Below are 10238 nucleotides of genomic sequence, written 5' to 3'. Positions count from 1 at the left end.
CTGATCAGGGGCGTCGCGCCACGCGCAACAAGGGGGCCCGATTGGACGCCGATCAGGGGTCCCGTTCCGATGCCGTTTGACAGGCAGCATCGCGGGGAGCGCCCGGGCGATAGCCTCTTTCATCTCGGCATAGGTCATCGGTCGGCCTCAAGGTGAGGCCGCGGCAGATCGAGCCGAGGCGCGCGTGGCGCTCCCGGTTCCCGGCAAAGCTTCTCCGTTCCCGAAAGTCGCCTTTCGGATTGACAGAGATCGCGATTTCAGGGACGATCAGTCTTGCAACGGACTTGGATCGGCCCTTCGGGGCTCCAGACCCCTGCTAAGGTTGGCGCCTTGGCGGGGGTCTCGCTTTTTCAGGGTCTCACTGCGGCGGCAGGTGTCTCCAGGTGGCGCGACTCGGGCTCAGGACGCGAGCCGCGGTAACCTACATCCAGGCACGGATTAACCTTCGCCGTCAAATCTCGGGGTTGAAGTGGGCGCTTGTGCAGATCTCAGAGGCTGTTCTGGCTCCGGGCTGATCCGCCTCGTGACCACAGACCGTGCTCGTAAAGAGGCCTGTCACAAACGCGAACGGACCGCTGCAGGTTACCGCTGACGTCCGGCCGCATCCTTGGCCGCCACCAGCTCAGGAATTCGAACTGCGAAGTGGCTTGGAAGTTGGTGATCACCAACTTTAGGAGCACGCCAATGATCGACCTGACGAAGAGCACCGATCACGACAAGGACCACCCTCAAGACCCTGGTAAAGCCAAGGCAGATCTCGCCGCGGCCAGTGCTCCCGGTCAGTGGAAGCCGGACGACGATCTTGAGGAGCGACAGGATCAGCTGCTCGACCAAGCCGTTGAGGAAACGTTTCCGGCCAGCGACCCAATCTCGCCGAAGCGGATCACCAAGTAGCGGCTCGTTGCGGGCGGCCTCACGGCGCCTGGCGAGCGTTGTGCAAGAAAGTGCCACCTGCCCAGGGATGGCGCACAATTGCGCTTGAGACGGGTAGAGGAGCGAGCTAAGACCTTGCTCCCAGACAAAGAAAAGGCCGCCCATGAGAGCGGCCCGAAGTCTAGGGAGGAAACGCCCAAAGAGGGCAGAGCACGGCCGCGACGCCATCGCGGCCGTGCATGGGCTATGTATCCCACGCTTTTCTGCATTGCACCATACGACCTATGTCCCAGGAACCATGCGCGCGATGCATGAGAGCCCTAACCGTTTATACACACCTAGGTTGTACAAGCCCTGACCCCTCTAGAACCGGAACGGGTACAGTCCGAGGAACAGATCACCCACTGGTAGGGGAAGCAGCGCTGGCACTGGTGCGAGCCGCGCGGCGGGGGCGCTGTACCCGCAAGCTGCCGGAGATGCACCGCACGCTCATGAGATGACGGGAAATATCGAGCAACCGCAGCACTCCTTAGAGCCTCCAGAACGGCAACACAGGGCTGATCGCTCGAAGCATCAGAGTACGACGTGCGGGCTGAAGGTCTCGGAGCAGAACGGTAGCACGAACCTCACCGCGAAGCCGCTCTTGAAGTGGCGCACCACGGTGGCGCGGCGCTTGCCCACCGTGACCTGCTCGCCCACGGGGGGATTCACGGGAGCCTTGATGGCGGCACCGGACATCGAGACGTCGTTGATCCTGCCGTGGACGACGCTGCCGTCGCTCAGATGCACCGCAACGTCAGTATGGGTTGGCATAATGCGTACAGCACCGCGCTGGTCCACGCGCTCTTGGCCGCGTTCAGCGAGCCATTCAAGGCGTGCTGCAAGCCGGGCCCGTCGCTCGGGCGTGACCTCGACGGCCATCCGGAAGCCATTAGGCATCAACGACGAGATCACACCCATCACGACGCCGACTTGGTCGAGGTAGACGGTGACGCGTTCGCCAACCGCTCCTGAAACTGGAGCGATGATCTCTGCTTCGTCCAAGGAGATGTGCCGGGATTGGCAGGTATGTTCCTGACCGTCCGCCAGGAGGTAGCGCCCGCCGACCTGCGTCACCACACTTGGCGGCGTGGTCTCTTGAACAACGCTCGACACCATCTCGGCGCTCCGGCTCACGCTGTGATGCAACCTATAAGCGATAACCATACCGCCAGGTTGCACGACCGGCGAGCCTTCATGACCGGGAACTACGTTTGCTGAGTGGGCACACCTCGGGTGGTCCTGCGACGGCGGGACCACCTCGCCCCTACCAGAGAAGATGCAGGGTATCCCCCTCGCATCGCGGGCAGATCGTGATGTGCCCCGAACTCATCAACAGGGCGCCGTACTTAACCGCGTTCGTCGCTTGCTCATGCATGATCAGGGCGATGGCCGCCGCAGCCTTCTCGCCAATCGCTACCGCGCCGGCTCGACCAAGCTCCTGTGCGATCGGCTTTGCGTGGCGCATCGCGACAGCTAATCGGAGGACCTCGACCGGCCTTCGACCGGTGCAGCTCAACCAATTCGTCAGCTTCATGAGGGAGAGTCTGACTGTCCGAAAGGGCCTTTGGTCCGCTCGTCATGATCCCCCTCTTCCTCTATGCAGGGCTGCACGTCGCCACATGGTGAAATCCGCACTCTGCGCGACAGCTGCTGTTCTGTGCCTGGGGATCGCGCTCCCTTCGCCGGTCACCGCACTGCCGAAACAAAAGCTTGCCGCAAGTGCAGCTGCTTGGCCCGTTACACCCAAGCTGAAGGATGTGATTAGCCCGGGGTGAGCGCAGCTCCAAGATGATCCACAATCGACCGGACCTTCGCCGACGGCCTCGGACCCGCTGGGTAGATCGCATAGACCTCGGCCGGATCGAGCCTGTAGGATTTGAGGAGCTGGGTGAGCCGGCCGTCCCGTAATTCCTCCCCGGCCATGACGCGGGTCGCCAGCGCGACGCCCAACCCCGCCACCGCGGCTGCTAGTATTCCCGACGCCGAGTTGATCCAAAGCCACGCAGGGACATCGACGGAGGTGGTGGTCCGGTTGTGCGTGAAGCGCCAGCTCTCGCGACCGAACAGGCCGTGCTGGACGATGCAATCGTGCTGGGCGAGTTCGGCCGGATTGGCAGGCGTACCGCGGGCCGCGAGATAAGCCGGCGCCGCAACAACCAACCGCTCGACCACGGCAAGCCTGCGGGCTCCGAAGGTGGAGTCTGCCAGCGGCCCGACACCTATGCGGATGGCGACGTCGACACCGTCCATGACGAGGTTCTGGCGCGCATCGCTCATGGTGATCTCGACCCGAAGGTCGGGGTGCCGGGCGAGAAACGTCGACAGCGCGGGGACGACCGCGCGTGAACCGTAGAGCACCGGCAACGCAAGGCGGATGACGCCCTGTAGGGAATCAACCCCACGGGCCGCTTGCTCGGCCTCCTCGACCTCCGCGAGAAGGTATCTCGCCCGCTCCAGGTACAGGCTTCCGGCTTCCGTCAGGGAGATGCTGCGGGTGGTGCGCAAAAGCAGCGTCGTGCCCAGCCGCGCCTCAAGCGCTCCGACGATGCGCGAGACGGAGGGCTGCGAGAGCATCAATTCGCGTCCCGCTCGCGACAGACTCCCTGTCTCCGCCACGCGGACGAACACGGACATTTCCTGCCAACGATCACTCATTCGAATCCCGGATATATGTTCTTCTTTGTGAGGGAATACACCCGTCTTTGCAAATGGCCTATCTCCTGACTCACGACCTCACCGCGGCACTCCGAAGAACGGCGACGAGGCTTCAGGACAAGCTCGACGCCATGCATGGGCCTTCGAGGGAAGAAGGAAGGTTTTGCTATGGCCATCAAGATCTACGGCGACCCAGGTTCTGGAAGCAGACGCCGCGTCACCGCGGCGGCGGCCGCCATGGGCGTCGACATCGACATCGTGGACATCGATCTCTTCAAGGGCGAGAGCCACACGCCCGAGTTCCTGGAGTTGAACCCGCACGGCCTCTCGCCCGTGATGGTGGACGGCGACTTCGTCCTCTACGAGTCCGCGGCGATCAACCTCTACCTCGCCGAGAAGGCGGGCAGCGACCTGGCGGGCCGTACGACTCGCGAGCGGTTCGAGGTCCTCCAGTGGATGTTCTGGTCGGGCGAGCAGTGGCGCGTCTTCGCGACGCTCACCTTCGATGAGGTGCTCGCCAAGCGCTTCATGGGCCAGCCTGCCGACGAAAGCATCGTCAAACTTGCAGCCGACAAAATCCGGGCGGCCGCAGCTGTTCTGGATACGCACCTCGCGAAGCACGACTACCTTGTCGGCGACCGGCTGACGCTAGCCGATTTCGACGTCGCCGGACCGTTCTCCCAGAACGAGCGGACGAAGATCCCCCTGAACGAGTTCCCGAACCTAGTCGCATGGCAGCAGCGCTTGCTGGCCACGGTGCCGGCCTGGGCCGCGACGAAGCGCGAGGTCGACGATCGCATTGACGGTGCCCTGGGGGCGGCGGGCATCAAGCTTTGAAGCATGGCGCCGGCATCGCCGAGGGCGGCTGGCGCCACATCGGAAAGGCAGACCCATGAATATCGACTTGAGCGGCCGCACGGCGATTGTCACGGGCTCCACCGCAGGCATCGGCCGAGCCACCGCCGAGGGCTTGGCGCGGACCGGTGCCTCGGTTGTCGTCAACGGCCGCACGCGGACACGGGTCGACGAAGCGGTTCGGCAGATGCGCGTGGCATATCCAGGGAGCGTCATCTCCGGCGTCGTCGCGGACCTGTCGACGGCGGACGGCGCGAAAGCCTTCGTCGCGGAGGTGCCGGACGCCGACATCCTCGTGAACAACGTCGGCACGGCGTTCCTCCGGGAGTACCAGGGCATTCGTGATATCGCGGCCATCCCCGACGACGACTGGCTTGGCCTGTTCCAGCTCAACGTCATGAGCGGCGTCCGCCTATCGCGGCATTACTTGCCCCGGATGGTCGACAAGGGCTGGGGGCGCGTCGTCTTCGTCAGCAGCGAGTCCGGGGTCAACACGCCCAAGGAGATGCTCGACTACGGGATGACAAAGACGGCGCAACTTGCCGTCTCGCGCGGCCTGGCCGAGGCGGTGGCGGGCACGGGCGTCACGGTGAACGCAGTGCTCCCGGGGCCGACCCGGTCCGAGATCCTCGGCGAATTCATGGCGAGGCAGGCAGAGGCGAACGGGATGACGGTGGAGGAAGCTGAGCAGGGCTTCCTCCAGGCGCTGCGGCCGACGTCCCTGATCCGGCGCTTCGCCACCACCGACGAGGTCGCGAACATGATCGTCTACGCCTGCTCAGCGCAGGCATCCGCGACCAGCGGCGCCGCGCTGCGTGTAGACGGCGGCGTCGTGCGCTTCGTGGCCTGATGTCGAGCGCCCGGCGGTATCGCCGGATGGTCCTCCCGAACATCGTCGCATCCGTGGCGAAACCAGACACAGGGAAGCGAATGGGCAAGCTTGACGGTAAGATAGCGATCATCACCGGTGGAAGCGAAGGCATGGGTCGCTCGACCGCGCGACTGTTCGTCAAGGAAGGTGCCACTGTCGTCATTACCGAGCGGAACCAGGATACCCTGGATGCCGCCGTGCGGGAGATTGGCGGAGCCGTCGAGGCATTCTGCGGCGACATCAGCAAACTCGCGGATCTCAATGCCCTCAGGACCCACGCCGAGGCGAGACACGGCCGTGTCGACGTCCTTTTCGCCAACGCGGGCGGCGGCCGCCTCGGACCGTTCGAACAGGTCACAGAGGAGGATTTCGACTACACCTTCGATACGAACGCGAAGGGGACGTTTTTCACCGTCCAGAAGCTGCTGCCACTCATCCCGGATGGCGGGTCCGTCATCCTCAACACATCGATCGCCGGCTCCAAGGGCTTGCCGGATTTCAGTGTCTACTCGGCGACCAAGGCGGCGATCCGCTCGTTCGCACGCACCCTAACGACGGACCTCAAGGGAAGGGGCATCCGCGTGAACGCCCTGGCACCGGGGCACACAGCAACCGACATCATGCGCAAGGCCGGGATACCCCCCGAAAGCATCGACGGGATCAATGCCCGTATCCAGTCGCAGGTGCCGGCCGGCCGCATCGGCACTGGCGACGACATCGCAAAGGCGGCGTTGTTCCTTGCCTCGGACGACGCGTCGTACGTGACCGGCATCGAACTGACGATTGATGGCGGCTGGGCGCAGGTCTGAGACCTGCGTGTGTGTGGAAAGCGATAACTATAGGTTCGACGCTGATGACACTGCGGCAGCGGGGACGTCCGCTTTCGGGGACTGCATCGGGTCCGGCAAACGACGGACATGGGTCGGGAGCCGCCGGGCCGGTATAGGTGGACTTCTGCCAGTCCGCCCACACTCAGGATGCGGCGCCCCGCTCCCATTCCCACTCAGCCGCGACGGGAGAGGTTGAGGCTGCTGCTCGCCCCGACCCGGGTCAGGGAAATTTCGGCCTCTCCGCGTTTCCAGAAGGCGGTGATCATGTCGTCGTGCTCCTCGAAGGTATCGGGGGTGCCGAAGCGGTCGCGCAGGGCTTCCAGCAGGCCCGGCTGATCCGTGGAGAAGCTGCACGCTGTGTGGGGATGGCGTCCCGATGCTACCCAGTAGGACAGCAGCCCGTCGCCCTCGCGCTCGGTGCGACGCCAGCCGACGACCTGTACCGGGCCGCCGTTGTGGCGCTCGAAGCCGGCGCGCCAGTCACGGTCCTCAGGAGCTTTAGGCCAGCCGAGTTGCTCGCCTTTGTTCACTGCCTCGTCCAGGGAGGTCGCCTCGCAGACGTCGAGAATTGCGGTGAGATCGGCGCTGGCGGACATCGCGGACAAGCTTCCTGCAACGGGCAGCACCGCGCAAGCCAGGAAAGTCGCGATACCGATGGCGGTGATGCGCATGGAGCTGCTTCAAGGGGGGCATTACAGAACTCGTTGGTGGTCGAACGAGCATCTGATTGTGTCCCGGCGATGGCTCGGTCTTCAACTTGCGCCGAAGTCGCCGAACGGCCGACGAATGACCGCTTCTGAGGAGCACCGATGCTAGGCTGTATGACCGGCATGGGTCCAGGCTGTGTGAAAACCCGGGCGGACCCTGAAATTGTAGAACAATCTTCCACGCTGCTGCCATTCGAGGATCCTGGGTGGCATCTGGGATGCCCTCAGGATGTCTTTAGTGACCCTGCTAAGAGTGTGCGGGGGAAGATCCTTCTACGGGCTCTGCGTTTTCACACACCCTCGGTCACCAGCGGAACGTCCGCTTGCCGCCGGCGAGCCAATCTCCGCTTTCCACCCGTTGCGCACGGAGCACCCGGTTCGATTTGGGTATGCCCAAACTGAACCATTACGAGACACCCGACCCGGGCGTTTGCGGACGACCCAACCAGGTGCATGACCCGCAGCGGATCTTCCACCTCAGTGACGGCCGCTGGTGGGATGCTGAGATCGCGGGTTGGCGCGACTGCCAGAGGCGTCGGCTCCGGCAGCGGCTACGCGACGAGGACCTGCTTACCCGGATCCGTTTCACGCGAGTGGTGCCGGCTACTCCCCACCGCGACCATGACACGGCCAACAACGAGGACGCCAATTTGGCGGCGTTGTGCCAGCGCTGCCATGCTGCCACAAGCTGCACGACCGCAGCGCGCATCAGCGCCACCGCTGGCTCACCCTATTCCGGCAAGGCCATGAGCGCCCTGTTCCAGGGATCGTACCCAGCGGCTTGAGGCTGACAGCCGCACGCGGCGCGGGATAGACCGTCGCATGAGCATACTCCCACCCCACCGTCCTCGAATGGTCCAAGGGCTTAGCTAGCCTGTCGCCGGCGACGATCCCGTGCCCCAACTTCAAGCCCGACGAGTGGCGCGAGACGCACGAGCGTTGCACCGAGTTCGTGACCCTGCACGGCGCCCGGGCGCTTGAATACGGCTGGGACGCCGTCAGCCTCTTCGGGGTGAGCCCAAAGGACGGCATCATCCGCGGCGACTGGACGGGCGTGCTGATGCCGTTCTGGGCCGAGTTCATGGAGTTGACCCCGGAGTACATCGCCTTCGGCAAGGTCCGGGCTTTCAAGGATCAGCCGGTGCGGTACCGGGGTATCCCGGTGTGGGAGTTCAAGCGATGACCGGTGGCGAGGCCTACAAGGCGACGCTGATTTCCGACGCCACGCTCGACCCGGCGATCATGGCCTACCTCGCCGATCCGTCGAAGCCGGCGGCGCCGGAGGTCGGGAAGGGGAGCCTCGACGACGGCGCTGCCGTCCTGGCCCACGCCTACGCTGTCGAGGTGTTGGCCCAGGAGGGCGTGACGGAGCTGCAGCGCACGCATGCCGTGAAGACGGCGGTGCTGCTGGCGTCAGTCGGGTGACCGAGAAGCAGCGGCAAGCCCTCATTGCACTGGACAAGGCCGGCCCATGTCGCTCGACGAAGCGCGGCGGCTTGACGGCTATGGGGGAGCAAATGGCGCCTTCCTCGCCAGTCTCGTAGCGCAAGGATGGATCGACGTGGATCGCGTCGCCGATGCTGTGACCCTCACCAGCGCGGGCCATGATGCGCTCGCGTCGAGCAACGGCGCGGGCAGATCGGCATGAGCCTCGCGTCTTACCTCGCCCTCACGTCCGCACTGGTGCTGGCGATCGGCCTGGGCGCTGTGCTGTGGCTTCGGCGGGCGACGCGGCGGTTGGGTGATGGGGGTAGGACGTACACGGTCGGATTTACCTGCTCAGAGTGCGGTAAGGACTTCAAATCTGAGTGGTATTTCGGAGATAAGGTCCGTTGCCCAGACTGCAAAACTCTGTTTGAGACAACTTGGGATGCAGACGAAGATGACAACGTCTACGGCCCTTGGTTGGCAGGCAAGGCTCAGACGGGCGAACCGACGGGGGGGTGAGAGGAGGCATTGGTGCCCCCTCCGCCCGCCGATCCCCAACCCCTCGACGTCATTGCCCGCGAGCTACGGGGCTTGATTGCAAGACCTACTAACCGCATTCGAGCACATGGCACCTCAATCTGCTCGGAGCCGGCTCTGTCTGGCACAGCCATCGCTCTGAGTTGAGTAGCATCAGCTTGCTCAAAATCCACTCACATAAGAAATATGCGATTTCGCATCGTTACAGGCCTTGACTTATTGCGCCGGATACCATCGATCTTATGTCATATGAAAACGCGCGATGTGGATTTCGGATATGGATGAAGCCACGCAGAACGATACTGATTTTATCAGCCTCGCGGCTGACATTGTGGGCGCCTACGTCTCGAACAACAACGTCCGGACGGCGGACCTGCCTAACCTGATCGCGTCCGTGCACGCCTCTCTGACCGGCCTCGGCCAGCCGGTGGCGGCGCCGGTCGAGGATCACAAGGTCACCCCGGCGCAGATCCGGAAATCGATCACCCCGGACCACCTTTTCAGCTTCTTGGACGGTAAGCCGTACAGGAGCCTCAAGCGGCATCTGACGTCGAACGGACTCACGCCGGACGAGTACCGGCAGAAATACGGCTTGCCGCGCGACTACCCGATGGTAGCGGCGAACTACGCCGCTCAGCGCTCCGAGCTTGCTAAGAGCCTGGGCCTCGGTCAGATCCGGCGCGATCGTGCCGCTGCGCAGAAGGCGGAAGCTGAGACGGGAGCAACTGAGTCCACACCGGCCCGCCGCGGCCGGCCGAAGAAGGCTGATGCAGCGGCGGAGTGACGTGGTTCAGGACAACCTATGGCGGCGGCAGGGGGCTTTACGCCCTGTCGCTCCGAACACTTGGCTTGTTCGTAGTAGGCCTTGCGATCGCGCTCATGGGGATCTTCTTCGCGCTCGAGGACGTAATCCTCACCCGTTTCCGGTAGCCCCCTCGGGCGCAGCACAACCTATCGGATGACTGTGCTAGCGCCAGGCTTCGCTGCTAAAGCGCAGGTGCCTTGCTGTTCCGATCACCCTTCAGCAAGGTCGGCGGGCCGGGTCTCTTTAGAGGGAGCGCCCTGGACCACCGGTCACGCTTCGACCAAGTATCGTGCTTACGATGCCGATCCGTCCATCCGCATGCTGGAACATCTCTAGCAAGGGGGCATTGCTCTCTGCGATGGGCAATCGCTTCTCTCCAAGAACAGAGGCCCGCCAAGGTCCTATCCCTCCGGCGGGCGTTCTGCTATCGCAACCGCGCTAGCGAACGATCATTGGTCCAGTGTCACCCCAGCCTGTCGCCTCTTGGCCGCTCGGCTGGTGTCACCTTCGTGTCAGGACACGGCGTCTCTCCCGTGTCCTGGCAACGCCTGCTCTGCTACATCCAGCAGCCTCACCATCTCGACCATCGCACGGTGAAGCTTGTGGGCCGGATCGTAAGCGCTCGGTGACGGAGC

Annotated in this window: 13 protein-coding genes; 9 read left to right on the top strand and 4 right to left on the bottom strand. The window is 63.9% G+C overall.

Annotation, left to right across the window (positions count from 1 at the left end):
• The first annotated feature begins 684 nt into the window (after positions 1-684).
• Positions 685-894: a hypothetical protein gene (locus tag VQ02_RS06105; RefSeq protein ID WP_157080522.1), complete on the top strand. Its 210-nt coding sequence runs from the start codon at positions 685-687 to the stop codon at positions 892-894.
• Positions 895-1446: 552 nt separating this feature from the next.
• Here the strand turns inward: VQ02_RS06105 and VQ02_RS06100 are convergent.
• From VQ02_RS06100 to VQ02_RS06090, 3 genes are all read right to left on the bottom strand, one after another.
• Positions 1447-2031, bottom strand: coding sequence for a PilZ domain-containing protein (locus VQ02_RS06100; RefSeq protein WP_048443275.1), 585 nt, complete (start codon positions 2029-2031; stop codon positions 1447-1449).
• Positions 2032-2179: 148 nt separating this feature from the next.
• Positions 2180-2449 (bottom strand): hypothetical protein, encoded by a 270-nt coding sequence (locus VQ02_RS06095; RefSeq protein ID WP_157080521.1) that lies wholly within the window; start codon positions 2447-2449, stop codon positions 2180-2182.
• A 227-nt stretch (positions 2450-2676) separates the two neighbouring features.
• Positions 2677-3549: a LysR family transcriptional regulator gene (locus VQ02_RS06090; protein WP_245239641.1), complete on the bottom strand. Its 873-nt coding sequence runs from the start codon at positions 3547-3549 to the stop codon at positions 2677-2679.
• 189 nt (positions 3550-3738) lie between these two features.
• Here VQ02_RS06090 and VQ02_RS06085 point away from each other — a divergent pair, with 189 nt between their 5' ends.
• The 3 genes from VQ02_RS06085 (at position 3739) to VQ02_RS06075 (ending at position 6105) form a co-directional block, all read left to right on the top strand.
• Complete coding sequence (locus VQ02_RS06085) at positions 3739-4407, top strand: glutathione S-transferase family protein (protein ID WP_048443270.1); 669 nt, start codon at positions 3739-3741, stop codon at positions 4405-4407.
• Positions 4408-4462: 55 nt separating this feature from the next.
• On the top strand, positions 4463-5275 hold the full coding sequence (locus VQ02_RS06080) for an SDR family NAD(P)-dependent oxidoreductase (RefSeq protein WP_048443269.1): 813 nt from the start codon (positions 4463-4465) through the stop codon (positions 5273-5275).
• 80 nt (positions 5276-5355) lie between these two features.
• Positions 5356-6105 carry a glucose 1-dehydrogenase gene (locus VQ02_RS06075; protein WP_048443268.1) on the top strand — a complete coding sequence of 250 codons (750 nt, stop codon included), beginning with the start codon at positions 5356-5358 and terminating at the stop codon, positions 6103-6105.
• Between the two features lie 194 nt (positions 6106-6299).
• Here VQ02_RS06075 and VQ02_RS06070 read toward each other — a convergent pair whose 3' ends face one another.
• Positions 6300-6797 carry a hypothetical protein gene (locus VQ02_RS06070; RefSeq protein WP_053080253.1) on the bottom strand — a complete coding sequence of 166 codons (498 nt, stop codon included), beginning with the start codon at positions 6795-6797 and terminating at the stop codon, positions 6300-6302.
• Positions 6798-7222: 425 nt separating this feature from the next.
• On the opposite strand from VQ02_RS06070, the gene VQ02_RS35400 reads away from it, so the two are divergent.
• The 5 genes from VQ02_RS35400 to VQ02_RS06055 all read left to right on the top strand — a co-directional run bounded on the left by VQ02_RS35400 (position 7223) and on the right by VQ02_RS06055 (position 9582).
• Positions 7223-7618, top strand: coding sequence for a hypothetical protein (locus tag VQ02_RS35400; protein WP_157080520.1), 396 nt, complete (start codon positions 7223-7225; stop codon positions 7616-7618).
• A 167-nt stretch (positions 7619-7785) separates the two neighbouring features.
• The gene (locus VQ02_RS06065) at positions 7786-8016 is read left to right on the top strand and encodes a hypothetical protein (protein ID WP_053080252.1); all 231 of its coding nucleotides are present in this window, start codon (positions 7786-7788) and stop codon (positions 8014-8016) included.
• The gene (locus VQ02_RS06060; RefSeq protein WP_048443266.1) at positions 8013-8258 is read left to right on the top strand and encodes a hypothetical protein; all 246 of its coding nucleotides are present in this window, start codon (positions 8013-8015) and stop codon (positions 8256-8258) included. The genes VQ02_RS06065 and VQ02_RS06060 overlap by 4 nt, the downstream gene beginning before the upstream one ends.
• A gap of 46 nt (positions 8259-8304) precedes the next feature.
• Entirely contained in the window at positions 8305-8481 is a 177-nt protein-coding gene (locus tag VQ02_RS36770; protein WP_157080519.1) for a hypothetical protein, read from the top strand.
• A gap of 594 nt (positions 8482-9075) precedes the next feature.
• Complete coding sequence (locus VQ02_RS06055) at positions 9076-9582, top strand: Ros/MucR family transcriptional regulator (protein WP_048443273.1); 507 nt, start codon at positions 9076-9078, stop codon at positions 9580-9582.
• The last annotated feature ends 656 nt before the right edge of the window (positions 9583-10238 follow it).

Origin of the sequence: Methylobacterium variabile, from assembly GCF_001043975.1 — a bacterium.
In the GTDB taxonomy this organism is placed as follows: Bacteria; Pseudomonadota; Alphaproteobacteria; order Rhizobiales; family Beijerinckiaceae; genus Methylobacterium; species Methylobacterium variabile.
This window is presented reverse-complemented; position numbering and strand designations above follow the sequence as displayed.

Excerpts from the sequence above, each read along its gene's own strand:
- VQ02_RS06105 (WP_157080522.1), top strand. The coding sequence starts at position 685 with ATGATCGACCTGACGAAGAGCACCGATCACGACAAGGACCACCCTCAA.
- VQ02_RS06100 (WP_048443275.1), bottom strand. The coding sequence starts at position 2,031 with ATGGTGTCGAGCGTTGTTCAAGAGACCACGCCGCCAAGTGTGGTGACG.
- VQ02_RS06095 (WP_157080521.1), bottom strand. The coding sequence starts at position 2,449 with ATGAAGCTGACGAATTGGTTGAGCTGCACCGGTCGAAGGCCGGTCGAG.
- VQ02_RS06090 (WP_245239641.1), bottom strand. The coding sequence starts at position 3,549 with ATGTCCGTGTTCGTCCGCGTGGCGGAGACAGGGAGTCTGTCGCGAGCG.
- VQ02_RS06085 (WP_048443270.1), top strand. The coding sequence starts at position 3,739 with ATGGCCATCAAGATCTACGGCGACCCAGGTTCTGGAAGCAGACGCCGC.
- VQ02_RS06080 (WP_048443269.1), top strand. The coding sequence starts at position 4,463 with ATGAATATCGACTTGAGCGGCCGCACGGCGATTGTCACGGGCTCCACC.
- VQ02_RS06075 (WP_048443268.1), top strand. The coding sequence starts at position 5,356 with ATGGGCAAGCTTGACGGTAAGATAGCGATCATCACCGGTGGAAGCGAA.
- VQ02_RS06070 (WP_053080253.1), bottom strand. The coding sequence starts at position 6,797 with ATGCGCATCACCGCCATCGGTATCGCGACTTTCCTGGCTTGCGCGGTG.
- VQ02_RS35400 (WP_157080520.1), top strand. The coding sequence starts at position 7,223 with ATGCCCAAACTGAACCATTACGAGACACCCGACCCGGGCGTTTGCGGA.
- VQ02_RS06060 (WP_048443266.1), top strand. The coding sequence starts at position 8,013 with ATGACCGGTGGCGAGGCCTACAAGGCGACGCTGATTTCCGACGCCACG.
- VQ02_RS36770 (WP_157080519.1), top strand. The coding sequence starts at position 8,305 with ATGTCGCTCGACGAAGCGCGGCGGCTTGACGGCTATGGGGGAGCAAAT.
- VQ02_RS06055 (WP_048443273.1), top strand. The coding sequence starts at position 9,076 with ATGGATGAAGCCACGCAGAACGATACTGATTTTATCAGCCTCGCGGCT.